The sequence below is a fragment of the Geodermatophilus sp. SMS 5-13 genome (assembly GCF_059428245.1).
In genome coordinates, this window is sequence record NZ_CP165729.1 from 2,443,994 (window position 1) to 2,469,791 (window position 25,798).

The 25,798-nt window shown below is 73.9% G+C and carries 25 protein-coding genes, 1 tRNA gene and 1 pseudogene; 21 read left to right on the forward strand and 6 right to left on the reverse strand.

The window, feature by feature from the left end; all coding sequences use genetic code 11:
• Nucleotides 1–122: 122 nt before the first annotated feature.
• Nucleotides 123–473, forward strand: coding sequence for a TIGR02611 family protein (locus tag AB3388_RS11995; protein WP_495411453.1), 351 nt, complete (start codon nucleotides 123–125; stop codon nucleotides 471–473).
• A 27-nt stretch (nucleotides 474–500) separates the two neighbouring features.
• Nucleotides 501–572 (forward strand) — tRNA-Val (locus AB3388_RS12000).
• Nucleotides 573–648: 76 nt separating this feature from the next.
• Here AB3388_RS12000 and AB3388_RS12005 read toward each other — a convergent pair.
• On the reverse strand, nucleotides 649–3,453 hold the full coding sequence (locus AB3388_RS12005; RefSeq protein ID WP_495410998.1) for a cation-translocating P-type ATPase: 2,805 nt from the start codon (nucleotides 3,451–3,453) through the stop codon (nucleotides 649–651).
• Between the two features lie 32 nt (nucleotides 3,454–3,485).
• Nucleotides 3,486–4,532 (reverse strand): polyphosphate kinase 2 family protein, encoded by a 1,047-nt coding sequence (locus tag AB3388_RS12010; protein WP_495410999.1) that lies wholly within the window; start codon nucleotides 4,530–4,532, stop codon nucleotides 3,486–3,488.
• 314 nt (nucleotides 4,533–4,846) lie between these two features.
• Between AB3388_RS12010 and AB3388_RS12015 the strand changes: the two genes are divergently transcribed.
• The 10 genes from AB3388_RS12015 (at nucleotide 4,847) to pdxS (ending at nucleotide 13,340) form a co-directional block, all read left to right on the forward strand.
• Nucleotides 4,847–5,317 (forward strand): hypothetical protein, encoded by a 471-nt coding sequence (locus tag AB3388_RS12015; protein WP_495411000.1) that lies wholly within the window; start codon nucleotides 4,847–4,849, stop codon nucleotides 5,315–5,317.
• Between the two features lie 17 nt (nucleotides 5,318–5,334).
• A complete protein-coding gene (locus AB3388_RS12020) occupies nucleotides 5,335–5,748 on the forward strand; it encodes an HNH endonuclease (protein ID WP_495411001.1) in 414 nt (137 codons plus the stop codon).
• On the forward strand, nucleotides 5,745–6,296 hold the full coding sequence (locus AB3388_RS12025) for an MOSC N-terminal beta barrel domain-containing protein (RefSeq protein ID WP_495411002.1): 552 nt from the start codon (nucleotides 5,745–5,747) through the stop codon (nucleotides 6,294–6,296). The genes AB3388_RS12020 and AB3388_RS12025 overlap by 4 nt, the downstream gene beginning before the upstream one ends.
• A gap of 83 nt (nucleotides 6,297–6,379) precedes the next feature.
• Nucleotides 6,380–8,422 carry a threonine--tRNA ligase gene (thrS, locus tag AB3388_RS12030; RefSeq protein ID WP_495411003.1) on the forward strand — a complete coding sequence of 681 codons (2,043 nt, stop codon included), beginning with the start codon at nucleotides 6,380–6,382 and terminating at the stop codon, nucleotides 8,420–8,422.
• Complete coding sequence (locus AB3388_RS12035) at nucleotides 8,419–8,991, forward strand: HIT family protein (RefSeq protein WP_495411004.1); 573 nt, start codon at nucleotides 8,419–8,421, stop codon at nucleotides 8,989–8,991. The genes thrS and AB3388_RS12035 overlap by 4 nt, the downstream gene beginning before the upstream one ends.
• A complete protein-coding gene (gene pgsA / locus AB3388_RS12040) occupies nucleotides 8,992–9,642 on the forward strand; it encodes a phosphatidylinositol phosphate synthase (RefSeq protein WP_495411005.1) in 651 nt (216 codons plus the stop codon).
• A complete protein-coding gene (locus tag AB3388_RS12045; RefSeq protein ID WP_495411006.1) occupies nucleotides 9,639–10,610 on the forward strand; it encodes a phosphatidylinositol mannoside acyltransferase in 972 nt (323 codons plus the stop codon). The genes pgsA and AB3388_RS12045 overlap by 4 nt, the downstream gene beginning before the upstream one ends.
• The gene (locus AB3388_RS12050) at nucleotides 10,610–11,818 is read left to right on the forward strand and encodes a glycosyltransferase family 4 protein (RefSeq protein WP_495411007.1); all 1,209 of its coding nucleotides are present in this window, start codon (nucleotides 10,610–10,612) and stop codon (nucleotides 11,816–11,818) included. Before AB3388_RS12045 ends, AB3388_RS12050 begins: the two co-directional genes overlap by 1 nt.
• A gap of 11 nt (nucleotides 11,819–11,829) precedes the next feature.
• Complete coding sequence (locus AB3388_RS12055; protein ID WP_495411008.1) at nucleotides 11,830–12,381, forward strand: LemA family protein; 552 nt, start codon at nucleotides 11,830–11,832, stop codon at nucleotides 12,379–12,381.
• Between the two features lie 47 nt (nucleotides 12,382–12,428).
• Complete coding sequence (gene pdxS, locus AB3388_RS12060) at nucleotides 12,429–13,340, forward strand: pyridoxal 5'-phosphate synthase lyase subunit PdxS (protein WP_495411009.1); 912 nt, start codon at nucleotides 12,429–12,431, stop codon at nucleotides 13,338–13,340.
• A 1-nt stretch (nucleotide 13,341) separates the two neighbouring features.
• Here pdxS and bcp read toward each other — a convergent pair whose 3' ends face one another.
• The 4 genes from bcp to uraD are packed head-to-tail and all read right to left on the reverse strand — an operon-like array spanning nucleotide 13,342 to nucleotide 15,565.
• A complete protein-coding gene (gene bcp / locus AB3388_RS12065) occupies nucleotides 13,342–13,818 on the reverse strand; it encodes a thioredoxin-dependent thiol peroxidase (protein ID WP_495411010.1) in 477 nt (158 codons plus the stop codon).
• Nucleotides 13,815–14,711, reverse strand: a complete 897-nt coding sequence (gene pucL, locus AB3388_RS12070) for a factor-independent urate hydroxylase (RefSeq protein ID WP_495411011.1) — start codon at nucleotides 14,709–14,711, stop codon at nucleotides 13,815–13,817. The genes bcp and pucL overlap by 4 nt, the downstream gene beginning before the upstream one ends.
• A gap of 6 nt (nucleotides 14,712–14,717) precedes the next feature.
• Nucleotides 14,718–15,050, reverse strand: a complete 333-nt coding sequence (uraH, locus tag AB3388_RS12075) for a hydroxyisourate hydrolase (protein ID WP_495411012.1) — start codon at nucleotides 15,048–15,050, stop codon at nucleotides 14,718–14,720.
• A complete protein-coding gene (gene uraD / locus AB3388_RS12080) occupies nucleotides 15,047–15,565 on the reverse strand; it encodes a 2-oxo-4-hydroxy-4-carboxy-5-ureidoimidazoline decarboxylase (protein ID WP_495411013.1) in 519 nt (172 codons plus the stop codon). The genes uraH and uraD overlap by 4 nt, the downstream gene beginning before the upstream one ends.
• A 133-nt stretch (nucleotides 15,566–15,698) precedes the next feature.
• Here uraD and AB3388_RS12085 point away from each other — a divergent pair, with 133 nt between their 5' ends.
• From AB3388_RS12085 to AB3388_RS12125, 9 genes and pseudogenes are all read left to right on the forward strand, one after another.
• A complete protein-coding gene (locus tag AB3388_RS12085) occupies nucleotides 15,699–16,955 on the forward strand; it encodes a DUF6986 family protein (protein ID WP_495411014.1) in 1,257 nt (418 codons plus the stop codon).
• A 92-nt stretch (nucleotides 16,956–17,047) separates the two neighbouring features.
• Nucleotides 17,048–17,866 carry a hydroxypyruvate isomerase family protein gene (locus tag AB3388_RS12090; protein ID WP_495411015.1) on the forward strand — a complete coding sequence of 273 codons (819 nt, stop codon included), beginning with the start codon at nucleotides 17,048–17,050 and terminating at the stop codon, nucleotides 17,864–17,866.
• A 31-nt stretch (nucleotides 17,867–17,897) separates the two neighbouring features.
• Nucleotides 17,898–18,800 (forward strand): annotated as a pseudogene (locus tag AB3388_RS12095) (2-hydroxy-3-oxopropionate reductase); the annotation flags it as partial.
• Between the two features lie 41 nt (nucleotides 18,801–18,841).
• On the forward strand, nucleotides 18,842–20,638 hold the full coding sequence (gene gcl / locus AB3388_RS12100; protein ID WP_495411016.1) for a glyoxylate carboligase: 1,797 nt from the start codon (nucleotides 18,842–18,844) through the stop codon (nucleotides 20,636–20,638).
• Nucleotides 20,638–21,798, forward strand: a complete 1,161-nt coding sequence (locus AB3388_RS12105) for a glycerate kinase (protein ID WP_495411017.1) — start codon at nucleotides 20,638–20,640, stop codon at nucleotides 21,796–21,798. The genes gcl and AB3388_RS12105 overlap by 1 nt, the downstream gene beginning before the upstream one ends.
• Nucleotides 21,795–23,129 (forward strand): allantoinase AllB, encoded by a 1,335-nt coding sequence (gene allB, locus AB3388_RS12110; RefSeq protein WP_495411018.1) that lies wholly within the window; start codon nucleotides 21,795–21,797, stop codon nucleotides 23,127–23,129. The genes AB3388_RS12105 and allB overlap by 4 nt, the downstream gene beginning before the upstream one ends.
• 54 nt (nucleotides 23,130–23,183) lie before the next feature.
• Nucleotides 23,184–24,029, forward strand: a complete 846-nt coding sequence (locus AB3388_RS12115) for a bifunctional allantoicase/(S)-ureidoglycine aminohydrolase (protein ID WP_495411019.1) — start codon at nucleotides 23,184–23,186, stop codon at nucleotides 24,027–24,029.
• 105 nt (nucleotides 24,030–24,134) lie between these two features.
• Complete coding sequence (locus tag AB3388_RS12120) at nucleotides 24,135–24,800, forward strand: GntR family transcriptional regulator (protein WP_495411454.1); 666 nt, start codon at nucleotides 24,135–24,137, stop codon at nucleotides 24,798–24,800.
• Nucleotides 24,801–25,013: 213 nt separating this feature from the next.
• Nucleotides 25,014–25,778, forward strand: a complete 765-nt coding sequence (locus AB3388_RS12125; RefSeq protein ID WP_495411020.1) for an aspartate/glutamate racemase family protein — start codon at nucleotides 25,014–25,016, stop codon at nucleotides 25,776–25,778.
• Nucleotides 25,779–25,798 lie beyond the last annotated feature (20 nt).

The window sequence follows — 25,798 nt, forward strand, 5'->3', positions numbered from 1 at the left end:
CGCACCCCGAGCGGGAGCCCCGCCGCCGACGGGAGACCGAGCAGCAGCGGCGGGACCGCTACGACGCCGACGAGCACCGCAGCCTGCGCGAGCGCGTCCAGGACTCCGGGTGGCGCCGGCGGCTGGCCGCCCGCCGGACCACGAACCACACCTACCGGGTGATCGTCGGGGTCGTCGGCGGGCTGATCGTCGCGTTCGGCCTGGTCACCATCCCGCTGCCCGGGCCGGGCTGGCTGACGGTGATCGCCGGCCTGTTCGTGCTGGCCACCGAGTTCACCTGGGCCGAGCGGCTGCTCGAGTTCACGAAGAAGCACGTCAAGCGCTGGACCGACTGGGTGGGGGCGCAAGCGGTCTGGGTGCGCATCCTCATCGCCCTGGCGACGGCCGCCTTCGTCTACGGCGTGCTGGTCGTCGTCCTGCACGTGACCGGGGTGCCGGACTGGGTGCCGGGGTGGGTCCCGCTCTGGCGCTGACCCATTGGCTACACTCGTAGCCGCTCCGGGCGATTGGCTCAGTGGTAGAGCGCTTCGTTCACACCGAAGAGGTCACTGGTTCGAACCCAGTATCGCCCACCGGAGAGAAGGGCCGGGTCCGTCGCGGACCCGGCCCTTCGTCGTCGTCCGGCCAGGATCGACCGCGCGGTTCCGCTCAGGTCGGGTCCCGGGCGACCGGGATGGCGACGCCGGACGGTCGGGCGGACGCCGGGGGCGGGGGCGCCGCCACCGGGGCCGGCGGGCGGCTGCGTGCCCCGGTCCGCCGGGCGAGGAGCTTGCCGAGCTCCCAGAGGACCAGCAGCCCCAGGGCGGGCACGAGCGCCCAGCCGAACTGGGCAAGGTTGATCGCGGTGGTGTCCAGCAGCCGCTGGAAGACGTCCATCTGGGTGATCAGCACCGCGAGCGCGAACTCCGCGAGCAGGGTCCAGTTCATCTGCTTGCTCTCGAACGTGGCCGTGGTCAGCACGGTCCCGGTCTCGCTGCGGCACTCGAGCGCCGCCACGATCAGGCACAGCGAGAACGAGGTGAACGCGACCGACCGGGCGACCTCGAGGCCGCCGAACGCGCTGGTGCCCACCGAGATCAGCAGGAGCAGGCCGATCGTGATCACCAGGCCGGTGAGCGCGACGGTGGCGATCAGCCGCGGCGTCAGCAGCGACTCGCCGCGGGGGCGCGGACGCGTCTGCATGAGTCCCGGGGTCTCCCGGTCGAAGCCGAGCGCCAGGCCGAAGGCGGCGTTGACGAAGAAGTGGATCCACAGCACCTGGGGCGGCGTGAACGGCTCGCCGGCGGCGATGTTGAACAGGCTGGCGCCGAGGAAGGTGAGCACGAACACGACGAGCAGGATCAGCACGAAGCGGATGTACTTCGTGAGGTTGTCGTAGATCTTCCGGCCCTGCTCGACCGCGAAGACGATCGTGGCGAAGTTGTCGTCGGACAGGATCATGCGGCCGGCGTTCTTGGCGACGTCGGTCCCGCTGCCCATGGCGATCCCGATGTCCGCCGCCTTGATCGCCGGTGCGTCGTTGACGCCGTCCCCGGTCATCGCGACGACGTCACCCTTCTTCTTCAGCGTGTCGACGAGCAGCACCTTGTGCTCGGGGGCGACGCGGCCGACGACGCCGATCGAGTCGATGCGGGCCAGCCGCTCGTCCTCGGACAGCGCGGCGAACTCCTCGCCGAGGATGGACTCGCCGGGGATGCCGAGCTGCTCCGCGATGGCGGCGCCGGTGATGACGTCGTCCCCGGTCACCATGCGGACGCGGATGTGCGCGGCCTGGGCGCTGGCGACCGCTGCCCGCGACTCGGCCCGCGGCGGGTCCACCATCCCCACCAGGCTGGTCATCTGCAGGTCGGTCACGTAGCCGAGCAGGTCGCCGGCCGGGTCGAAGTCCGCCGGGTCGAGGTCGCGCACGGCCGCGGCCATGACGCGGCGCCCGGCCTCCTCCATGCGTTCCATGTGCGCGTTCGCCCGCTGCTGCAGTCCGGCGTCCCAGGCGATGACGCGGTCGGCGGACAGCGCGGTGGCCGCCCGCGCCATCACCGCCGGGGCGGCGCCCTTCACGAAGCAGCGGACGACCGGCCGCCCGTCCGCGCCGATCGTCGAGTGGAACGTCGCCATGAGCTTGGCCGTCGGGTCGAACGGCAGGGTGGCCAGCCGGGGCAGCCGCTCCCGCGTGGCGTCGATGTCGAGGCCGGCCTTGAACGCCAGCACCAGCAGGGCGCCCTCGGTGGGGTCGCCGACGACCCGGCCGTCGACCAGGTGCGCGTCGCTGGCGAGGACGTAGGGCAGGACCGCGGCCTCGATCGAGGCAGAGCTGCCGACCGCGTGGTGGACGCGCCCCTCCAGGCCGTAGCCGCTGCCGGAGACGGTGTACCGGTCACCGGGATCCACGACCTCGACCGCCGTCATCTGGTTCATCGTCAGCGTGCCGGTCTTGTCCGAGTTGATCGCGGAGGTGAAGCCCAGCGTCTCGACCGAGGGCAGCTCCTTGACGATCGCGTTGCGCTTGGCCAGGTCCACCCCGCCCAGCGAGAGGATCATCTGGGTCACCGTCGGCAGCGCCTCGGGGACGGCGGCGATCGCCAGGGCCACCGCGCTGACGAACAGCACGTCCCACGCCTCGCCGCGCGAGCGGCCGAGGACGAACATCACGACCATCGTCAGACCGGCCGCGGCGGCGATCCACAGGGTCAGCCGGTCGAGCTCGGCGGTGAGCGGGGTCTTCTCCTTGGCCCCCGCGGACAGCATCGCCGAGATCTTGCCGAGCTCGGTGTCCGCCCCCGTGCCGGTGACGATCATGGTGCCGCTGCCGTGGGTCACCGGGGTGTTCATGAACGCCATGTCGGTCTGGTCCCCGGGGCCGAGCCCGCTGCCCTCGGGCGCCGACGCGTCCTTGGCGGCGGGCACGCTCTCCCCGGTGAGCGCGGACTCGTCGATCTGCAGGGCGCTGGCCGCGACGATGCGGCCGTCGGCCGGCACCTGGTCGCCCGCGGCGAGCAGCACCACGTCGCCCACGACGAGCTGCTCGGCGGGGATCTCGGCCGCCTCCCCGTCCCGCCGGACGCGGGCCGTGGCCTTCATCATCGACTTCAGCGCGTTCATCGCGCTCTCGGCCTTGCCCTCCTGGCGCAGCCCGATCACGGCGTTGAGCACCGTGAGCACCAGGAGGAGGACGGCGGTGCCCCATTCGGCGATCAGCAGCGAGACCACCGCGGCGGCCACCAGGATGATCTGCATGTAGCTGCGGTACTCCTCGAGGAACCGCAGCCAGCCCGGCTTCGGCCGCTCCTCGGGCAGCGCGTTCGGGCCGTTCGCGCGCAGCCGTTCGGCCGCCGTCGCCGCGGACAGGCCCACGGCGGGATCGACCCCGAGGGTCTGCGCGACGTCTGCCGGGGAGTGCGCGTACCAACCGTCGGCAGGCGCCCTGGTCGCCTGCGGCGCGGGTCCGGTCTGCACCGTCGGTCTCCGATCTGCGGGCGCCGGGCCGGTCAGGCCCCGGTCTTCGCCGCCTCCGTCGTCTTCCTCGGCTCAGGGATCCCCGACGGCGCCGCGTCTCCCTTGCCGCGCCGGCGCCCGTGGTGGCCCGGCTCGTGCGCCGTCGCGTACGGGTCCGCGGCGGCGCCCTCGGGGGCCTCCGCCTCGAGATCCCGCTTCACGGCCGCCAGCTCCTGCCGTACGTCCTTGCCCACCGTCGGGTAGCGGGGGTCGAGCTCGATGAGGGTGTGGGCGAGCACCGCCGCCGCGCAGATGCGGGCGAACCACTTGCGGTCGGCGGGGATGACGTACCAGGGCGCGTGCTCGGTGCTCGTCGCCGACACCATGTGCGAGAAGGCCCGCTGGTAGTCGTCCCAGTACGCCCGCTCACGGGCGTCGGCGGCCGAGAACTTCCAGTTGTGGTCCGGGAGGTCGATCCGCTTGAGGAACCGGGTCCGCTGCTCCTCCCGGGACAGGTTGAGCAGCAGCTTCACGACGGCGAAGCCGTTGTCGACCAGGTAGCGCTCCCAGTTGTTGATCTCCTGGTAGCGGCGGTGCCAGATGCCGTCACCCGCCGCGTTCGGCGGCAGCTTCTGCCGGGCCAGCGCCGCCGGGTGGACGCGCACCACGAGGACCTCCTCGTAGTGCGACCGGTTGAAGATCCCGATCTCCCCCCGGGCGGGCAGGCGCCGGGCGTAGCGCCAGAGGTAGTCGTGGCCGAGCTCGTCGGCGGACGGGACCTTGAAGCTGCTGACGTGCACGCCTTGCGGGTTGACCCCGCTCATGACGTGCCGGATCGTCCCGTCCTTGCCGCCGGCGTCGAGGGACTGCAGGCACACGAGGACGCCGTGCGTGCTCTGCGCGGCCAGGCGGGCCTGGTACTCGGCCAGCAGGGCGATGCCGGTGTCGAGGAGCTCGCGGCCGTCCTTCTTCTTGACGAGGTCGGAGCGGAAGCCGGGATCGAAGTCCTCGCCGAGGTCGACCCGCGCCCCGGGCCGGACCCGCAGGGGGTCGATCAACGCCTCGATGTTCTTCTTCTGCCGGCCGGTCACCTCCACCACGCCGACCACCTCCAGTCCCTCGGGTTCGGGGAGCGCGGGCCGGTGGACCCTCTCCCGGCGGGGCGCCGTCCGAGGATGACCGGGTCGTGCCGGGGTCGGCGTCGTCCGGGCGGGATGAACGCCGCGCGCGAGCGGGCGCCGGGTCTGGTTCCACGACCCGGCGGCGCCCCCGGCGACCGCGGTGGTCCCGTCGGCGTTCGTCGTCGTTCCGGACCTGCCGATGCAGCTCCCGGTCCGGCGCTGGCTCGAGCAGTGCCTGCGGACCGACGCCGGCGGTCCGTGCCTCGAGTGACTCCACTTGGCATGCTGCGGGGATGACCGCCCCTGACGACGGGACACCGATGCCTCCGGCGGGCGGCGGCGGTCCGGACCTGTTCACCCTGCGGGCGTGGCTGGCCGCCGAGCGGGCGATGGAGCAGGGCGTCCCCCTCGACGCCACCGTCACGTTCATGCAGGACCGGGTCGACGAGATCTTCGGCCCGCGGGCCATCCTGCGGTTCAACGGCTTCCTCGAGGAGCACGGGTGGCAGGACGCCGGCACGGACTGGCTGCTCCGGAGCGAGGGCCGGCTCCAGCTGCTGCTCGACCACCTCCTCGCCGACGACGAGGCCCCGGCCCCGCCGCCCGCTGATCTCGTCTGGACGGCGTACGGCCCCGGCGACCTGAGCGGCTCCCGGTACCGGTTCCGCAAGGCGGTGCGGCAGCGGCGGCAGAACCGGCGCGTTGCGCTGCTGCGGCCGCGCCCCGCCCGGGTGGCGGGCGGCCGCGGGCGGGCGGGCCGTTAGCGGCGCACCATGGGGGAGTGCCCCAGCTCGACCGCGCCGACCGGCTGACGGCGATCGTCGAGCGGGACGGGCCGACCTGCGTCTGGTGCGGCCGCGGCTTCGCGCCGCTGGTCCGGCCCACCACCGAGCACGTCGTCCCCCGGGTGAAGGGCGGGCCGTCGCGCCTGGAGAACGAGGTCGCCGCCTGCGGCCGGTGCAACGGCGAGCGCGGCCACCGGACCCCGGTCGAGTGGCTGGAGGAGTGCGAGCGGCGCGGGTGGCGGCCGGACGCGGCGCGGCTGGGCCGGGTGCTCGCCGCACTGCAGGATGCGATCGCCCGCGACGGCGGCCACCGGAGGGCGCGGCCCTATCTCGACGCGCAGCTGCGCCGGCTGCGCCGACGAGAATCCCCGCGCGTCGACCGGGCCACCCGTCGTAACGTCGCCTCGTGAGTGTCGTCGGCGCCGTCGAGCAGGTGAGCGTCTACCCGGTGAAGAGCCTGGGCGGGCGCACCGTCGGCGAGGCGCGCATCGAGCCGGGCGGCGTGGTCGGTGACCGCGTCTGGTCGGTGGTCGACGCGACGACGGGGGAGCGGGTCACCGTCAAGACGACGCCCGTCATGGCCGAGGTCGTCGCAACCGGGGACGACGAGGCCGACACGATCACGCTCACCGAGGTCCTGGGCCGCCCGGTGCGGCTGCAGCGGACCGAGGCGCCACAGGTGGACGCCGCCGCCGTCCACCTGGTCAGCCGCGCCGCGATCGATCGCGCCGCCGGCGGCGACGTCCCCGAGGGTTGCTCGGCCGACGACCCGCGGGCCAACCTCCTGCTCGCCCTGGACGCCGGCGCCGACGAGCGCGACTGGGTGGGCCGCGGCCTGCGGATCGGCGACGTCGAGCTCTCCGTCACCCGGACGCCGAAGCACTGCCTGGGCGTCTACGCCGAGGTGCGAACTCCCGGGCGGGTCCGGCCCGGGGACCGCGTCGAGCTGCTGCCCTGACCGGCCGGCAGCCCTCCGGGCACTAACCTTCTGACTGTCCTCGCCGATCGGCCAGGCCCTCCGTCGACTCCTTGGAGCTCCCCGTGTCTGCCGCACCCCTCCCCGCCGCGCTCGCCCCGATCCGGGTGCCGGCCGGGACCACCGCGGCCGACGCGCTCAAGGAGGCCGGCGCCGCCCTGAAGGGGCCCGACGGCGCCGTCGTCGTCCGGGACCTCGCCACCGGCGACCTCAAGGACCTCGCCTGGACGCCGGACGCCGACGCGGAGATCGAGCCGGTGCCCGCGGCCAGCCCCGAGGGCCGCGCGGTGATCCGGCACTCGACGGCGCACGTGCTCGCACAGGCGGTGCAGGAGCTCTTCCCCGGCACGCGGCTGGGCATCGGCCCGCCGATCGAGAACGGCTTCTACTACGACTTCGACCCGGAGCGGCCCTTCACGCCCGAGGACCTCGCGGCCCTCGAGAAGAAGATGACCGAGATCGTCCGGGCCGGCCAGCGCTTCTCCCGCCGGGAGATCAGCGACGACGACGCCAGGACCGAGCTGGCCCACGAGAAGTACAAGCTCGAGCTGATCGACCTCAAGGGCGGCGTCGGCCCGTCCCAGGAGGCAGTCGCCGAGGGTGCCGACGTCGAGGTCGGCGGCGGCCAGCTGACCATGTACGACAACCTCGACGCCCGCACCGGCGAGCGGGTCTGGACCGACCTGTGCCGCGGCCCGCACCTGCCGCGCACCAACAACATCCCGGCGTTCAGCCTCACGCGCAGCGCCGCCGCGTACTGGCGGGGCAGCGAGAAGAACCCGCAGCTGCAGCGGATCTACGGCACGGCGTGGGAGAGCAAGGACGCGCACAAGGCCTACCTGGAGCAGCTGGCCGAGGCCGAGCGCCGCGACCACCGGCGCCTGGGCGCCGAGCTGGACCTGTTCAGCTTCCCCGACGAGATCGGCTCCGGCCTGGCCGTCTTCCACCCCAAGGGCGGCGTGATCAAGCGGGAGATGGAGGACTACGTCCGCCGGCGGCACATCGAGGAGGGCTTCCTCTACGTCGGGACGCCGCACATCACCAAGGCGCACGTGTTCGAGCTGTCCGGGCACCTGCCGTACTACGCCGACACCATGTTCCCGCCGATGGAGCTGGAGAACGCGGAGTACTACCTCAAGGCGATGAACTGCCCGATGCACAACCTGATCTTCAGGTCGCGCGGGCGGTCCTACCGCGAGCTGCCGCTGCGGTTCTTCGAGTTCGGCACGGTCTACCGGTACGAGAAGTCCGGCGTCGTCCACGGCCTCACGCGGGTGCGCGGCCTCACGCAGGACGACTCGCACAGCTACGTCACGCCCGAGCAGGCCGCCGGCGAGATCCGGCACCTGCTGTCCTTCGTGCTCGGCCTGCTGCGCGACTTCGGCCTCGACGACTACTACCTGGAGCTGTCGACGCGCGGCGACGACCCGGACAAGCAGGCCAAGTTCATCGGGTCCGACGAGCAGTGGGAGATCGCCACCAAGGTCCTCGAGGAGGCGGCCACGGAGACCGGCCTCGAGCTGGTCCCCGACCCGGGCGGCGCGGCGTTCTACGGCCCCAAGATCTCCGTGCAGACGCGCGACGCCATCGGCCGGACGTGGCAGATGTCGACCATCCAGTACGACTTCAACCAGCCGGCCGGGTTCGGCCTGGAGTACACGGCCGCCGACGGCTCGCACCAGCAGCCGGTGATGATCCACTCGGCGAAGTTCGGCTCGATCGAGCGGTTCTTCGGCGTGCTCACCGAGCACTACGCGGGCGCCTTCCCGGCCTGGCTGGCCCCGGTGCAGGTGGTCGGCATCCCGGTCACCGACGACCAGGTGCCCTACCTGCGCGACGTCGCCCTGAGGCTGCGCGAGCGGGGCATCCGCGTCGAGATCGACGACTCCGACGACCGGATGCAAAAGAAGATCCGCACCGCCAGCAAGCAGAAGGTGCCGTTCGTGCTGATCGCCGGGGCGACCGACGCCGAGGCCGGCGCGGTCTCCTTCCGCTACCGCGACGGAAGCCAGCGCAACGGCGTCCCGATCGCCGACGCCGTCGAGCAGGTCGTGAACTGGGTCGAGGCGCGGCACAACGCCGACCCGACCGCCGAGGTCCCGGTGTGAGCGAGCAGGACGAGGCTTTCCGGGTCGCCGTGGACAACGACGGCGGCGGCCCGGCGTCGGTGTTCGAGCACCTGTGGACGCCGTACCGGATGGCCTACATCCGCGGCGAGGGCAAGCCCACCGGCGACCACGACTGCCCGTTCTGCCTCATCCCGAAGATGGACGACGTGGAGGGGCTGATCGTCGCCCGCGGCCGGACGGTGTTCGCCGTCCTCAACCTCTACCCCTACAACGCCGGGCACCTGATGGTGGTCCCGTACCGGCACGTCCCCGACTACACCGACCTCACCGTGGAGGAGGTCGCCGAGCTCGGCGCCTTCACCCAGACCGCGATGCGGACCATCCGCGCGGTCAGCGGCGCCCACGGGTTCAACATCGGGATGAACCAGGGTCACATCGCCGGCGCCGGCATCGCCGACCACCTGCACCAGCACGCGGTGCCGCGGTGGGGCGGGGACACCAACTTCATGCCGGTCCTCGGGCTGACCCGGGTGCTGCCGCAGGTGCTCACCGAGACCCGGGCGCTGCTGGCCGGCGCGTGGGCCGAGCACGCCGCGCAGGAGGACTGAGTGCTCGGCATCAACGCCCGCCCGAAGGTGGCCAAGGTGCTCGCGCCGGTCGTCACCCGGCTGGCGCGCGCCGGGGTCACGCCGGACATGGTCACGATCGTCGGCACTCTCGGGTCGATCGCCGGCGCGGTGTTCCTGATCGGCACCGGCCACCTGTTCTGGGGCGCGTTCGCCGTCACCCTGTTCGTGCTGCTCGACCTGCTCGACGGGGCGCTGGCCCGGGCCCGGGGCGGCGGCTCGCTGTTCGGGGCGGTGCTGGACTCCACCTGTGACCGTGCGTCCGACGCCGCGATCTTCGCCGCGCTGGCCTGGTGGTTCTCCGGCCGCGGCGACAACCGGCTGCTGGTGCTGCTCGCCCTGATCTGCCTGGTGCTCGGCGTGCTCACCTCCTACGTCAAGGCCCGCGCCGAGGGCGTGGGGCTGTCCGCGGACGTCGGCATCGTCGAGCGCACCGAGCGGCTGATCCTCGTGCTGGTCGGCACGGGCTTCTTCGGCCTGGGCGTGCCGTACGCGATCCACGTGGCCCTGTGGGTGCTGCTGGTCGGCAGCGCGGTCACCGTGGGGCAGCGGTTCGCCGCCGTCCACCGCGCCGGCCGCGCCGCGCTGCCCGCCGGCGAGCCCGTCCCGCCGACTCCGCCGGCGGCGCCGTGAGCGAGGCACTTCCCGGGGAGCCCGCCGTCCCCGCCCCCGGCCTGCGCGCCCGGGCGGGGGCCCGGCTCACCGACGCCGGCTTTGCCGCCGGATGGGGCGCGGTCAAGCTGCTGCCGGAGGGCGTCGCGACCCGGGCGTTCGACGGCGCGGCCTCCTGGGCCGCGCGCCGGGACGGCGCCGGCACCCGTCAGCTGCGCGCCAACCTGCGCGTCGCCACCGGCGGCCGGCTCGGCGAGCGCGAGCTCGACGACCTCACCGGCCGGGCGCTGCGGTCCTACGCCCGGTACTGGCGCGAGGCCTTCCGGCTGCCGATCATCCCTGGGGAGCGGATCGTCCGCGGCACGGAGACCCCGGGGATCGAGCACCTGGAGAAGGCCGCGGCCGGCGGCAGGGGTGTGGTCTTCGCCCTGCCGCACAGCGGGAACTGGGACGCCGCCGGGGTCTGGCTCATCGACTGGCTGGGCGGTCCGTTCATGACCGTGGCCGAGCGGCTCAAGCCCGAGTCGCTCTACCGGCGCTTCCTGGACTACCGCGAGTCGCTGGGCATGCGCGTCGTCCCGCTGACCGGCGGGCCGCGGCCCAGCTCGACCGTGCTGCGGGAATGGCTGGCCGACGGCGGCTCGGCGTGCCTGCTGGTCGACCGCGACCTCGGCGCCACCGGCGTCCCGGTCTCGCTGTTCGGCCGGCCCACCACCATGCCGAGCGGCCCGGCCGTCCTCGCCGCGCAGACCGGCGCCGCGCTCGTCCCGGCGGTCTGCCAGTTCACCGACCGCGGATGGCGGGTCGTGTTCCACCCCGAGGTGCAGGTCCTGGGGGAGGCGCGGCTCAAGGACCGCGTCGCCGCGGCCATGCAGGGGGTCGCCGACGCGTTCACCGAATCCATCGCCGCGCAGCCCGAGGACTGGCACATGCTCGGCCGGATCTGGTCCGATGTGCCACGCGATCCCCCGAGGAGAGGGGCCTCCTGATGCGCGTCGGCCTGGTGTGCCCCTACCAGTGGGACGTGCCGGGCGGTGTGCAGTACCACGTGCGGGACCTGGCCGAGACGCTGCGCGGCCTGGGCCACCACGTCGAGGTGCTGACGCCGGCCGAGCACGAGGAGTCGCTCACCGACCCCTTCATCACGTTCGCCGGGCGGACCGTGCCGATCCCGTACAACGGCTCGATGGCCAGCGTGCAGTTCGGGCCGGTCTCCGCCGCGCGGGTGCGCCGCTGGCTGCGCGAGGGGCACTTCGACGTCGTCCACGTGCACGACCCCGCGCCGCCGTCGATCGGGCTGCTGGTCTGCATGATGGCCGAGGGCCCGATCGTGGCGACCTTCCACGCGGCCACCGTCCGCTCGAAGTGGCTGGCCGCCTGGGGGCCGATCGTGCGGCCGTGGCTGGAGAAGATCAGCGGCCGGATCGCCGTGTCCGACTTCGCCCGCCGCGTGCAGGTCGAGCACCTCGGCGGGGACGCGGTGATCATCCCCAACGGCGTGCACGTGTCGGCGTTCGCCGAGGGGCTGGGGCTGCCCGGGCACACCCGGGGGGTCGGCGGCCCGACGATCGGGTTCCTCGGCCGCTACGACGAGCCGCGCAAGGGCCTGCCGGTGCTGCTCGAGGCGATGCGGACCGTCGTGCGGCGGCACCCGGGCGCGCGGCTGCTGGTCGCCGGCCGCGGTGACCCCGACCAGCTGCAGGAGCTGATCGGCGCGGACCTGCGCCCGCACGTCTCGCTGCTCGGGATGCTCTCGGAGGCCGACAAGGCGGCGTTCCTGCGGTCGGTGGACGTGTACTGCGCGCCGAACCTGCTGGGGGAGTCCTTCGGCGTCATCCTCATCGAGGCCCTGGCCGCCGGGGCGCCGATCGTCGCCAGCGACCTCGACGCCTTCGCGAAGGTGCTCGACGACGGCGCCGCCGGCGTGCTGGTGCGCCGCGGCGACCCCGCCGCCCTGGGCCGGGCGCTGGGCGACCTGCTCGCCGACCCGGAGCGCCGCGCCGCGCTCGCGACCCGGGGCCGGAAGGTGGCGGCCGGCTACGACTGGGCGGTCCTGGCCCAGCGGATCCTCGCCGTCTACGAGACCGTGTCCCTGCCCGGCGGGGAGGTCACCGCGGGCGAGGACGACGAGTTCCCGGCGCTGGCGTCCCCGGACGGCGAGCCGCGCCTGGCCCGGCGGATCCGCGTCCGGCGCTAGCCTGACCCCCCGTGACGACCGGGGCCTGGCTGATGGTGCTGGCCGCCGTCGTCGTCCTGCTGCTCGCCTGGGCGGCGTGGACGCTCACCCGGCTGCGCCGGCTGCAGGAGCGCGCCGACCGCGCGTGGACGGCGCTGGACACCCAGCTGCAGCGCCGCGCCGGGCTGGCCGAGGAGCTGGCCCGCGACCACGCGGCCGCCCTCGGGCCGGGGGGCGCCGCCCGGCTGGCCGCTGCCGCGGCGGGCGCTCGCGCCCCGCAGGCCGGGGACCGGGAGCTGGCTGAGAACGCGCTGGGCCGGGAGCTGCGCGACCTGCCCCCCGACCTCGCCGTCCCGGAGGCCCTGCGGGCCGACCTGGCCGGCACCGGCACCCGGCTGCAGCTGGCCCGCCGCTTCTACAACGACGCCGTCCGCGACACCCGCGAGCTGCGCCACCGGCGCCTGACCCGGCTGATGCGGGTGCACGCCCGCCGGCCGCTGCCGCGGTTCTTCGACATCGACGACGGTCCCGTGCAGGGGATCGGCGGGACGGCGCCCGCCGATCGCGGTGCGGAACGGCCGTAGGATCGCAGCGTTCCGAGAAGTCGTCGACACCTTTGAGGCAGCAACCCGTGGCATCCGACCAGACCCCCGCCCCCTCGCCCGCGACCGGCACCGATCTCGTCAAGCGCGGCATGGCCGAGCAGCTCAAGGGCGGCGTGATCATGGACGTCGTCACGCCGGAGCAGGCCAAGATCGCCGAGGACGCCGGCGCGGTCGCCGTCATGGCGCTCGAGCGCGTGCCGGCCGACATCCGCGCCCAGGGCGGGATCGCGCGGATGAGCGACCCCGACATGATCGAGGGCATCATCGGCGCCGTCTCGATCCCCGTCATGGCCAAGGCCCGCATCGGCCACTTCGTCGAGGCCCAGGTGCTGCAGGCGCTCGGGGTCGACTACATCGACGAGTCCGAGGTGCTCACGCCGGCCGACGAGGCGCACCACATCGCCAAGCGCGAGTTCACCGTGCCGTTCGTCTGCGGCGCGACCGACCTCGGCGAGGCGCTGCGCCGCATCGCCGAGGGCGCGGCGATGATCCGCTCGAAGGGCGAGGCCGGAACCGGCAACGTCGTCGAGGCGACCCGGCACATGCGCGCCATCCGCGCCGGCATCAAGCGGCTGGGCACGCTCGACGAGACCGAGCTCTACGTGGCCGCCAAGGAGCTGCGGGCGCCGTACGAGGTGGTGGCCGAGGTGGCCCGGCTGGGCAAGCTGCCGGTCGTGCTGTTCACCGCCGGCGGCATCGCCACCCCCGCCGACGCGGCGATGATGATGCAGCTCGGCGCCGAGGGCGTGTTCGTCGGCTCGGGCATCTTCAAGTCCGGCGACCCGGCGCAGCGCGCCGCCGCGATCGTGCAGGCGACCACGTTCTTCGACGACCCGGCCGTGATCGCCAAGGTCTCCCGCGGTCTCGGCGAGCCGATGGTCGGGATCAACGTGTCGACGCTGCCGGAGTCCGAGCGCTACGCCACGCGCGGCTGGTGACCTACCGGGGCCGGTCGACCCCGAGCAGCTCCCGCAGCGCCCGGACGTGCCCGCGGGCGGGCACCTCGTAGAGGGCGTGCTCGACGCGGCCCTCCTCGTCGAGCACGAACGTCGACCGCAGCGTGCCGACGACGCGTGCCTCGCCGACGGTCTTCTCGCCCCAGGCGCCGTAGGCCTCGTGGACGGCGTGGTCGGCGTCGGCGAGCAGCGGGAAGGTCAGGGCCTGCTCGTCCCGGAAGCGGACGAGGTCCTCCGGGGCGTCGGGGGAGATCCCCACGACCGCGTAGCCGGCCCCGGCCAGCGAGGCCATGCTGTCGCGGAAGTCGCAGGCCTCGGCGGTGCAGCCCGGGGTGCCGGCGCGCGGGTAGAAGTAGACCACCGCCTTGCGGCCGCGCAGATCGGCGCTCGAGAGGCGGCCGCCGTCGTCGCCCGGCAGGACGAACGGAGGAGCGGAGTCGCCGGCGGAGAGCCGGCTCACCAGCCCTGCCCCGGGTCGAAGGCCGGGCCGGGGTCGGGCGCGTCCTCGCGCCGGACGGTGCCCTCGATCAGCCCGTAGGGACGGTCGTCGGCGTGGAAGACCTCGTTGGGGTTCTCCAGCCCGAAGGGGGAGAGGTCGATGACGAAGTGGTGCTTGTTCGGCATCGACAGGCGGACCTCGGCGACCCCCGGGACCTCGTCGAGCACCTTGCCGCCCATCTCGAAGAGCGTCTGCTGCAGCGCGTAGCTGTAGGAGACGGCGAACGCCTCGCACAGGGCGGCCCGGACGGCGTCGAACGACTTCCCCCAGTCATCGGCGTCGGCGGTGTGGAACCACTGCGCGGTCACCGACGAGGCCATCACCCGGTCGTTGGTCGGCTGCAGCGTCGTGTACCGGTCCTGGTAGAAGCCCCAGAACTCCGAGTCGGTCGTCTTGAGCACGGTCAGGTCGCGCAGCCCGGAGACGACCCAGGCGCGGCCGTCGGCGTAGGTGACCGTCGCGGTCCGGGTGTACTCGCCCGAGCGGGCGAAGGCGTGCGGGTGCGGGGTGCCGCCCGCGTCGAGCCGCTGCCACGGGTAGGCCTCGATCTTCACGCGGGCGCGGGACACCTGCGGCACGTCCTCGACGAAGTGGCGGGCGAGGGCCAGGCCGAAGGACTCCGGCTGGCGCGCCGCCTCGCCGTGTTCCTTGGCGAACGCGTTGACCGTGTTCTTCACGCCGTCCGTCGTCAGCACCTTCGAGTTGTCGCCGGTGAGGTGGGTGTCCGCGAAGTCGCCGGACAGGGCGGCGCTCACGTTGTAGTCGACGATCTCGTGCGGATCGATGTCCCGGTAGATCCGGACGACGCGGGTCTCGGCCTTGCCGTACTGGTTGTGTCCCAGCTGGTGTGCCATGGGAGCTCAGCTTCCTCGGTAGGTGGAGTAGGCGAACGGGCTGAGGAGAACAGGAACGTGGTAGTGCCGTTCCTCGGTGATCCGGAAGACGATCGCGATCTCGGGGTAGAACCCCGCCCCGCCGTCGGTGTACGCATCGGTGTCGAAGACCAGCCGGTAGACCCCGGGCTCGAGCGGTACCGGTCCCAGGCCGCTGATCCGCCCGTCGTCGTCAGTCGTCCCGCGGCCGACGGCGGCCCAGTCCGCACCCGGTGCCGACCGCCGGTCCAGCGCGACGGGCACACCGGGAGCGGGGGCGCCGGCCACGGCGTCGAGGACGTGGGTGGACAGCGTGCTCATGAGTCCAGCAGCCTCTCGACCCGCAGCCGGGTGATCTGGGCCAGCTGGTCCACGACCTCGCGGCGCTCGGTCGCGGGGTCGTTGCCGAGGCGGCGGCGCAGCTCGGCCAGCATCTCCGTCGCGGACCGGCCGGCCGCGCGGATCAGGAAGACGTGCCCGAACCGCTCCTCGTACGCCCGGTTGGCCGCGACGAGCTCGTCGCGCGTGCGCTCGTCGGCGTCCGACACCGAGGCCTGCTCCTGGCGCGACCAGCGCGCCTCGGTGCCCGATCCGGACGCCCGGTCCCCGATCCTCGGGTGGCCGGCCAGCGCCAGGTCCAGCTCGGCGTCGTCGAGCTCGCGGCAGGCGGTCTCGGCGGCGTCGAGGAGCTCGGCCCGGTTGCGGTACGGCCGGCCGGCCCAGATCTGCGCGACCCAGACCGGGCTGGCGCAGCACGCGTGCAGCGCGGCCCGGCCGGCCTCGTCGTCGAGGGCGGAGAACCGCTCGAGCGCCGCGTCGCCGGTGTCGAGCTGCATGATCGTCGCCTCTGCTCCCGCATCTGAGAGAACACGTCGTGTCGGAGATTTGGTATACCAGTGACCGCCAGGGGAGCGCCAGGGGCTCGGGTCCCGTCCGGCGACCCCTCCCAGGAAAGGGAGCACTGCAGCCATGACCGGAGTGAGCAAGGAACTGGCCGACCTCCTCGACGAGCGCCTGGCCGCGGCCGACGAGGAGCTCCGCACGCGCTATCCGGGCGAGCGCGGCAGCCGGCAGCCGGTGCACACGGTGTACGTGCCCGCCGACCGGTTCTCCGCCGACGTCCCGAGGGAATGGGGACGGGCGGCCCTGGACCTGGTGGACCGGCACGCGCCCACCGCCGGCGACCTGGCCGCCGGCACCGCGCTGCCCCCGGCCGTCGTCGAGGACGTCTACGAGCGGGTGCGGGCGAAGCTGGCCCGTGAGCCGGTCGAGGACCTGCGGATCGACTTCGAGGACGGCTACGGGAACCGCCCCGACGACGAGGAGGACCAGGCGGCCGCCGACGTCGCCGCGGCGCTGACGGCACTGGCGCACCGTGAGGGGCGCCCGCCGTACCTCGGGATCCGGTTCAAGAGCTTCGAGGCGCCGACGCGCCGCCGCGGGCTGCGCACGCTCGACCTGGTCCTCGGCGCGCTGGCCGAGGGGGACGGCCTCCCGGACGGCTTCCTGCTCACGCTGCCGAAGGTCACGTCCGTCGACCAGGTGTCGGCGATGGCCGAGGTTTGCGCCCGCCTGGAGCAGGCGCACTCCCTGCCGCCGGGCCGGCTGGGGTTCGAGATCCAGGTCGAGACCCCGCAGGCGGTGCTGGCCGCGGACGGCACCGCTCCGCTGGCCCGCATGATCACCGCCGCGGCCGGGCGGTGCACCGGCCTGCACTACGGCACGTTCGACTACAGCGCGGCGCTGGGCATCGCCGCCGGGTACCAGAGCATGGAGCACCCCGCGGCCGACCACGCCAAGGCGGTCATGCAGGTCGCCGCGGCCGGCACCGGCGTGCGGCTCTCCGACGGCTCCACCAACGTCGTCCCGACCGGGTCGCCCGGCGCCGTCGCGAGCGCGTGGCGGCTGCACGCCCGTCTGGTCACGCGGTCGCTGGAGCGCGGCTTCTACCAGGGCTGGGACATGCACCCCGGGCACCTGCCCACCCGCTACCTGGCCACCTACGCCTTCTTCCGCGGCGGACTCGACGACGCGGGCGCCCGCATCCGGGCCTACCTCGGCCGGCTCGAGGGGGGCGTGATGGACGAGCCCGCGACGGCGCAGGCCCTCGCCGGCGCGATCCTGCGGGGACTCGACTGCGGGGCGGTGGACGAGGGGGAGGCGGCCGCCGCGACCGGCGTCGACCGCGGCCGGCTGGAGGTCCTGGCCCGCCGCGCCCCGGCCTGACCGGGCCTCCGCCCGCAGCGGGTTGACTCTGGTATACCAACGCGGCTAGCTTTTCGTATACCACGGCCACCCCACCTGTGAGAGGGCCGCTCATGCCGTCGCGTCGCTACGCCGTCAACCTGTCGATCCTGTTCACCGAGCTGCCGTTGCTCGAGCGCCCCGCGGCGGCCCGGGAGGCCGGTTTCACCGCGGTCGAGTTCTGGTGGCCGTTCGCCGAGGCGGTGCCGGCCGACGCCGGGGTCGACGCGTTCGTCCGGTCCGTGGAGGACGCCGGCGTCTCGCTGATCGGGCTCAACTTCTTCGCCGGGGACATGCCGGGCGGCGATCGCGGGCTGGTGTCCTGGCCGAAGCGGTCGGCCGAGTTCCGGGACAACGTCGACGTCACCGTCGGCATCGGCGAGCGCCTCGGCTGCCGCGCCTTCAACGCCCTCTACGGCAACCGCGTCGACGGCGAGCCGCCGTCGGCCCAGGACGAACTCGCCGTCGAGAACCTGGCGCTGGCCGGACGGGCGGCGGCCCGGATCGGCGGGACGGTCCTGGTCGAGCCGGTCAGCGGGGCGCCGCGCTATCCGCTGCTCACGGCCGCGGACGTCGTCGCCGTCATCGACCGCGTGCGCGAGGAGACCGGCGTGGCGAACCTGGGCCTGCTCTGCGACCTCTACCACCTCGACGTCAACGGCGACGACCTCGACGCCGTGATCGGCCGGTTCGCCGACCGGGTCGCGCACGTGCAGATCGCGGACGCACCCGGCCGCCACGAGCCCGGCACGGGGCACATCGACCTCGACCGCCACCTGAGCGCGCTGGCCGCCGCGGGCTACGACGGCTGGGTCGCCCTCGAGTACAAGCCGCTCACCAGCACGGCCGAGGGCCTGGGCTGGCTGCCCGCCGGCCACCGCTCCGCCGTCTGACCAGCAGTTCCCCCCGACGAACAACCGCACACGACCCAGGGAGCACCCCATGACCACCGTCGCGGTGATCGGACTCGGCATCATGGGCGGCCCGATGGCCGCCAACCTGCTCAAGGCCGGCTACGAGGTGATCGGCTACGACCGCGGGAAGGACAAGGTCGACAACCTGGCCGAGCAGGGCGGCCGCGGGGCGGCCGACGTCGTCGAGGCGGTCGGGGAGGCCGACGTCGTCGTCACGATGCTGCCCGACTCGCCGGACGTCGAGAACGCCGTCCTGACCGAGGGCGGCATCCTCGACTCCGTCCGCCCCGGCACGCTGCTCATCGACGCCAGCTCGATCCGCCCCGACGTGTCGGTGCGGGTCGCCGAGGCGGCGCGGGCCCGTGGCGTGCGCATGGTGGATGCGCCGGTCTCGGGCGGTGAGGCCGGCGCCATCGAGGGCAGCCTGTCGATCATGGTCGGCGGCGAGGCCGAGGACTTCGAGGCCGCCCGGCCGGTGCTGGAGGCGGTCGGCTCGACCGTCGTCCACGTCGGCCCGGCCGGCTCCGGCCAGACGGTGAAGGCCGCCAACCAGCTGATCGTGGCCGGCACCATCGAGCTCGTCGCCGAGGCGCTGGTCTTCCTCGAGGCGTACGGCGTGGACACCGACGCCGCGATCAAGGTCCTGGCCGGTGGCCTGGCGGGCAACCGGATCCTGGACCGCAAGGCCGCCGGCATGGTGGCCCGCGAGTTCACCCCGGGCTTCCGTGTCGACCTGCACCACAAGGACATGGGCATCGTCACCGGCGCGGCTCGGGAGGCGGGTGTCGCGATCCCGGTCGGCGCCCTCGTGGCCCAGTTGATGGGGTCCCTGCGCGCCCAGGGACACGGATCCCTCGACCACTCCGCCCTGCTGCTCCAGGTCGAGCAGCTCTCCGGCCGCACCCGCGGCTGACGCCGACATCTTCCCTTCCCCTGAGCAGACAGGAGACAGCCATGCCCCGGATGCGGGCGATCCAGGCCGCCGTGCAGATCCTCGAGCGGGAGGGCGTGACCCGCGCCTTCGGCCTGCCGGGCGCGGCGATCAACCCGTTCTACGGCGCGCTGCGCGACAGCCGGATCCAGCACGTGCTGGCCCGCCACGTCGAGGCGGCGTCGCACATGGCGGAGGGCTACACCCGCGCCGCGGCCGGCAACATCGGCGTCTGCGTCGGCACCTCGGGGCCGGCCGGCACCGACATGATCACCGGCCTGTACTCGGCGTCGGCCGACTCGATCCCGATCCTGTGCATCACCGGGCAGGCGCCGGTCGCGCGCCTGCACAAGGAGGACTTCCAGGCGGTCGACATCGCCGCGATCGCCGCGCCGGTCACCAAGATGGCGACGACGGTGCTCGAGCCGGCGCAGGTGCCCGGAACCTTCCAGCAGGCGTTCCACCTCATGCGGTCCGGCCGCCCGGGGCCGGTGCTCGTCGACCTGCCCTTCGACGTGCAGATGGCCGAGATCGAGTTCGACATCGACACCTACGAGCCGCTGCCGGTCTACAAGCCCCGGGCCAGCCGCGCGCAGGTGGAGAAGGCGCTGGACATGATGGCCACCGCGCAGCGGCCGCTGATCGTGGCCGGGGGCGGGGTCATCAACGCCGACGCGGCGGACCTGCTCGTCGAGTTCGCCGAGACGCTCGGCGTGCCGGTGATCCCGACCCTCATGGGCTGGGGCGCCATCCCGGACGACCACCCGCTGATGGCCGGCATGGTGGGTCTGCAGACGGCGCACCGCTACGGCAACGCGACGCTGCTGGAGTCCGACTTCGTCCTCGGCCTCGGCAACCGCTGGGCCAACCGGCACACCGGCGGGCTGGACACGTACCGGCAGGGCCGGACGTTCGTCCACGTCGACGTGGAGCCGACGCAGATCGGCCGGGTCTTCGCCCCCGACCTCGGGATCGTGTCCGACGCCCGGGCCGCGCTCGAGCTCTTCCTCGAGGTGGCGCGCGAGCGCCGCGCGGCCGGCCGGGTGCCCGACCGGAGCGGCTGGGTGCGGGACTGCCAGGAGCGCAAGCGGGACCTGCTGCGCAGGACGCACTTCGAGACCACGCCCATCAAGCCGCAGCGGGTCTACGAGGAGATGAACCGGGCCTTCGGGCGGGACACCCGCTACGTCAGCACGATCGGACTGTCGCAGATCGCCGGCGGCCAGTTCCTGCACGTCTTCCGCCCGCGGCACTGGATCAACTGCGGGCAGGCCGGCCCGCTGGGCTGGACGCTCCCGGCGGCGCTGGGCGTCTGCGTCGCCGATCCCGGGGCCACCGTCGTGGCGCTGTCGGGCGACTACGACTTCCAGTTCATGATCGAGGAGCTCGCCGTCGGCGCCCAGTTCCAGCTGCCCTACATCCACGTGCTGGTCAACAACTCCTACCTGGGCCTGATCCGGCAGTCCCAGCGGGCCTTCGACATGGACTTCTGCGTGCAGCTGGGCTTCGAGAACCAGAACTCGCCGGAGATGCAGGGCTACGGCGTCGACCACGTCAAGGTGGCCGAGGGCATGGGGTGCAAGGCGATCCGCGTGCGCGACCCGGAGGAAATCCTCCCGGCGTTCGAGGAGGCCAAGAAGCTCATGGCCCAGCACCGGGTGCCCGTGGTCGTGGAGATCATCCTGGAACGGGTCACCAACATCTCGATGGGCACCGAGATCGACGGCGTCGTCGAGTTCGAGGAGCTCGCCGCGACCCGCGAGCTGGCGCCGACCGCGATCGGCGGGCTCGACCTCGAGCACATGCAGTACCTGGACTGATGAGCGCACCCGTCGTCGTCGTCGCCCCCGACAAGTTCAAGGGCAGCCTCGGGGCGGCCGGGGTGGCCGCCCGCGTGGCCGCCGGCCTGCGCGCCGTGGTGCCGGACCTCGACGTCCGCGAGATCCCGGTCGCCGACGGCGGGGAGGGGACGCTCGACGCGGCCGAGGCGGCGGGGTTCCGGCGGGTGCCGGTGCGCGTGGCCGGCCCCACCGGCGAACCGCTGGACGGCGCGCTGGCCGTCCGCGGCCCGACCGCCGTGGTGGAGATGGCGGCGGTGTCCGGCCTGGCCGTGCTGCCGGGCGGGCGGCGCGCGGCGCTCGCGGCGACCAGCCTCGGCACGGGCCAGCTCGTCCGGGCCGCGCTCGATCTCGGCTGCCGCGAGGTCGTGGTCGGGATCGGCGGCAGCGCCTCCACCGACGGCGGCGCGGGGCTGCTCGTCGGCCTCGGCGCGCGGCTGCTCGATGCCGCCGGCGCCGAGCTGCCCCTGGGCGGCGGCGCGCTCACCCGTCTCGCCCGCGTCGACCTCTCCGGGCTCGACGTCCGGCCGGCCGGCGTCCGGGTGGTGCTCGCGACCGACGTCGACAACCCCCTGCTGGGACCGCACGGCGCCGCCGCCGTCTACGGCCCGCAGAAGGGTGCGACGCCGGCCGACGTCGCGGTGCTCGAGGCCGGGCTGACCCGGTGGGTCGCCGAGCTCGGGGTGGCCCTCGGCGAGCCGGCCGTTCTCGCGGCCGAGGAGCCGGGGGCCGGCGCGGCCGGCGGCGTGGGCTACGCCTGCCTCGCCGCGCTGGGGGCCGAGCGCCGGCCGGGCATCGACGTCGTCCTCGGGCTGACGGCCTTCGCCGACGTGCTCCCGGAGGCCGGGTTCGTGATCACGGGGGAGGGGTCGCTGGACGCCCAGACGCTGCACGGCAAGGCGCCGGCCGGAGTCGCCGCGGCGGCACGGGCGGCCGGCGTCCCGGTCGTCGCCGTCGCCGGGCGCTGCCTGCTCGGGGCGGCGGAGCTGCGCGCGGCCGGCATCGACGCGGCCTACGCGCTCACCGACCTCGAGAGCGACGTCGACCGGTGCATCGAGCAGGCCGGTCCGCTGCTCGAGCGCCTCGGGGAGCGCATCGCGCACGACCGGCTCGGGGTCTCCGTGGCGGGGAGCGCGCCGTGAGCGGCTGGGACCTCGTCGTCCGCGCGCCGCGGGCCGTCACCGGGCGCGGGGAGGAGGCGGTCTGCGTCGGCGTGCGGGACGGGCGCATCGGGGCCGTCGTTCCCCTCGGCGACCGGCTCGACGGGGCCGACGTGCTCGAGCTGGGGTCCGACGAGGTGCTGCTGCCCGGGCTGGTGGACACCCACGTGCACGTCAACGAGCCCGGCCGCACCGAGTGGGAGGGCTTCGCGACGGCCACCCGCGCCGCGGCCGCCGGCGGCGTCACCACGATCGTCGACATGCCGCTGAACAGCCTCCCGCCGACGGTCGACGTCGCCGCGCTGGAGACCAAGAAGCGGGCGGCCGAGGGCAAGTGCGCCGTGGACGTCGGCTTCTGGGGCGGCGCCGTGCCGGGCAACCTGCCGGAGCTGCGCGCGCTGCACGAGGCCGGCGTCTTCGGCTTCAAGAGCTTCCTGCTCGACTCCGGCGTCGAGGAGTTCCCGCCGCTGTCCGCCGAGGAGCTGGAGACCTATCTGAAGGAGGTCGCCTCCTTCGGCGGCCTGATGATCGTCCACGCCGAGGACCCCGACGAGATCGCGCACGCCCCGCACCGGGGCGGACGGCGGTACGCGGACTTCCTCGGCTCCCGGCCGGACGCCGCCGAGACCCGGGCCGTCGAGACGGTGCTCGGGGCCGCGCGCCGCACCGGCGCCCGCACGCACGTGCTGCACCTGTCCAGCGCCGCCGTGCTCCCGGCGCTGCGCGCGGCGCGCGCCGAGGGCGTGGCCGTCACCGCCGAGACCTGCCCGCACTACCTGTCCTTCGCCGCCGAGGCGATCGGCGAGGGCGCCACGCAGTTCAAGTGCTGCCCGCCGATCCGCGGGGAGGCCAACCGCGAGGCGCTGTGGCGGGCGCTCGCCGCCGGGGACATCGACTGCGTCGTGTCGGACCACTCGCCGTGCACCGCCGAGCTCAAGCGGTTCGACGCCGGCGACTTCGCGCTCGCCTGGGGCGGGGTCAGCTCGCTGCAGCTCGGCCTGCCGGCCGTCTGGACCGGGGCCCGGGCGCGCGGGCACCCGCTGGCCGACGTCGTCCGGTGGATGGGCGAGGGCCCGGCCCGCCTGGCAGGGCTGCGGACCAAGGGGCGGCTCGCGGCGGGCTACGACGCCGACTTCTGCGTCTTCGCGCCGGAGGGGTCCTTCGTCGTCGATCCCGCGCGGCTGCACCACCGCAACCCCGTCACGCCCTACGCGGGCCAGCGGCTGGACGGCGTCGTCCGGGGGACGTGGCTCCGCGGCCGGCCGGTGGACGGCGAGCCGCGGGGCCGGTTCCTGGCCCGGGGCGAGGCATGACCACCGACATCACCGAGCCGCGGCCGAGCGGCTCTTCGCGGAAGGACGACGGGCGTGACAGCGACGGAGACGAGGGCGCCGTACTACGCGCCCCGCGGCGGCCTGCCCGGCCAGCACGAGCTCACCACCAACCGGGCGATGTTCACCGAGGCCTACGCGGTGCTGCCGAAGGGGACGATGACCGACATCGTCACCAGCAACCTGCCGTTCTGGGAGGGGACCCGGCTGTGGGTGATCGCCCGGCCGCTGTCCGGGTTCGCGGAGACGTTCTCCCAGTACATCGTCGAGGTCTCCCCGGGGGGTGGCAGTGACCGCCCGGAGACCGATCGGGCCGCCGAGGCGGTGCTGTTCGTCGTCGAGGGCACGCTCCGGCTGACGGTCGGCCGGCAGGAGCACCGGCTCGAGCCGGGCGGCTACGCGTTCCTCCCGCCGGCCGCGGACTGGACGCTGCACAACGACGAGGCGGCGCCGGCCCGCTTCCACTGGATCCGCAAGGCCTACCAGCGCGTCGACGGCGTCGAGGTGCCCGAGGCGTTCGTGACCGACGAGCGCGACATCGAGCCGCTCCCGATGCCCGGGACGAACGGCGCGTGGACGACGACCCGCTTCGTCGACCAGACCGACGTGCGGCACGACATGCACGTCAACATCGTCAACTTCCAGCCCGGCGGCGTGATCCCGTTCCCGGAGACGCACGTGATGGAGCACGGGCTCTACGTCCTCGAGGGCAAGGCCGTGTACCTGCTCAACCAGGACTGGGTCGAGGTCGAGGCCGGCGATTTCATGTGGCTGCGCGCGTTCTGCCCGCAGGCCTGCTACGCCGGTGGCCCGGGACGGTTCCGGTACCTCCTCTACAAGGACGTCAACCGGCATGCCGCGCTCAGCCGGCAGCTGCTCTGAGCTGGGTCCCCCACCAGGGTGAACGAGGTGTACCCCGAAGAGGCCACCCGTCCCGACCCCGCGAAACGCGCCGAGCTGCTGCGAGGGACGATCTACGGCGTGAGCATGCAAGCCGAGTCCCTCCCGGGGCCGGTGACCCCGGTCGAGAGCCTGCCGCTGCGCGACGTCGTCCGCGAGAAGATCCGGACGCGCATCGCCGAGGGGGTCTGGGCGCCGGGCTTCCGTCTCGTCGAACGGGACCTGGCCGAGGAGTTCGACGTCTCGCGGGTGCCCGTCCGCGAGGCGCTGCGCGCGCTGGAGAGCGAGGGCTTCGTCGAGCTGCTGCCGCGCCGCGGCGCGGTGGTCCGCGACCTGACCCGCGCGGTGGTCGCGGACCTGTTCGACATCCGGCAGGTGCTCGAAGGGCTGGTCGCCCGGCTGGTCGCCGAGCGCGCCGACGAGGCGGGCCTGGCCCGGCTCGCCGCCGTCGTGGAGGACGGACGGCGCGCGGTGGAGGCGGGCGACCACTCGTGGGCCGGGACGGCGAACACCGCCTTCCACGAGACCCTGCTCGACCTCAGCGGCAACCCGTCGCTGCGCGCGCTGCTGGAGCCGGTGACCGGCCGGCTGCGGTGGCTGTTCCGCCAGACGACCGACCACACCCGGGTGCAGGCCGAGCACGAGCAGCTCTACGCCGCGCTCGTGATGGGCGACGCCGAGCTCGCCGCGGCCGTCGCGCTGGCGCACGTGCGGGCCAGCCGGCACATGGTCCTCGACGCGATGCCGGACTGAGTCCACCCTTCCGGCAGAACTCCGTTCGGTATACCACTCGCGCCTCATCGGCCGTGAGCTCGACCGATTACTCCGTCAGGCCGCCATCCCCCGAGTCTTGGTATACCAAATCCTTGACGGCGCTGTGAGGGCGCCCTACTGTGCCGCTGTGGCCCGGTTCACACCGGACGCCGGGTGCCGGGCCCGCCCGATCCTCTGAGGCGAGGAGGCGCCATGGCCGGCACCGATCCGGACGCGCGGCTGCGCATCCTCCTCGTCAACGTCAACACGAGTGCGTCCGTGACCGGCACGGTGGTGGCCGCCGCCCGGAGGGTCGTGGCGCCGACGACCGAGGTCGTGGGCCTCACCCCCCGGTTCGGCCCGGAGGCGGTCGAGGGCCAGGTCGACAGCCACCTGGCTGCCGTCGCCGTGCTGGACGCGGTGGCCTCGTTCGACCGGCCCTACGACGCGGTCGTGCTGGCGGGGTTCGGCGAGCACGGCCGCGAGGGCCTGCAGGAGCTGGTCGACGTGCCGGTCGTGGACATCACCGAGGCCGCCGCCCAGACCGCCTGCCTGCTGGGCCGCCGCTTCGGGGTGGTCACGACCGTGCCGCGCGCCGTCCCGATGATCGAGGACCGGCTGCGCCTGGCCGGCCTCGACGTCCGCTGCGCCGGCGTCCGGGCGAGCGGGGTCACGGTCGGCCAGCTCGAGGAGGACCCCGTCTCGGCCGTCCCCGCGATCGCCGCGCAGGCCAGACGGTCGGTCGAGGACGACGGCGCCGACGTCCTGTGCCTCGGGTGCGCCGCCATGGCGGGGCTGGGGGACGCCGTGGGGGCGGACACCGCGGCGCCCGTCGTGGACGGCGTCCAGGCCGCCGCCCTGCTCGCCGAGGGTCTCGTCCGGCAGGGCCTGCGCCCGAGCCCGGCCGGCCCCGACGCCGCCCCGCGCGGAAAGGACTTCGGAGGCTGGCCGCTCGGCCGCCTGTCGACCGTTCGCTGAACACGCCCCTCGTCATCACC

Coding starts and splice junctions, on each gene's coding strand:
- AB3388_RS12105 (WP_495411017.1), top strand. CDS start 20,638: ATGAGCGCACCCGTCGTCGTCGTCGCCCCCGACAAGTTCAAGGGCAGC.
- gcl (WP_495411016.1), top strand. CDS start 18,842: ATGCCCCGGATGCGGGCGATCCAGGCCGCCGTGCAGATCCTCGAGCGG.
- AB3388_RS12015 (WP_495411000.1), top strand. CDS start 4,847: ATGACCGCCCCTGACGACGGGACACCGATGCCTCCGGCGGGCGGCGGC.
- AB3388_RS12085 (WP_495411014.1), top strand. CDS start 15,699: ATGACCGGAGTGAGCAAGGAACTGGCCGACCTCCTCGACGAGCGCCTG.
- uraD (WP_495411013.1), bottom strand. CDS start 15,565: ATGCAGCTCGACACCGGCGACGCGGCGCTCGAGCGGTTCTCCGCCCTC.
- AB3388_RS12090 (WP_495411015.1), top strand. CDS start 17,048: ATGCCGTCGCGTCGCTACGCCGTCAACCTGTCGATCCTGTTCACCGAG.
- uraH (WP_495411012.1), bottom strand. CDS start 15,050: ATGAGCACGCTGTCCACCCACGTCCTCGACGCCGTGGCCGGCGCCCCC.
- AB3388_RS12120 (WP_495411454.1), top strand. CDS start 24,135: ATGCAAGCCGAGTCCCTCCCGGGGCCGGTGACCCCGGTCGAGAGCCTG.
- AB3388_RS12050 (WP_495411007.1), top strand. CDS start 10,610: ATGCGCGTCGGCCTGGTGTGCCCCTACCAGTGGGACGTGCCGGGCGGT.
- AB3388_RS12125 (WP_495411020.1), top strand. CDS start 25,014: ATGGCCGGCACCGATCCGGACGCGCGGCTGCGCATCCTCCTCGTCAAC.
- pucL (WP_495411011.1), bottom strand. CDS start 14,711: ATGGCACACCAGCTGGGACACAACCAGTACGGCAAGGCCGAGACCCGC.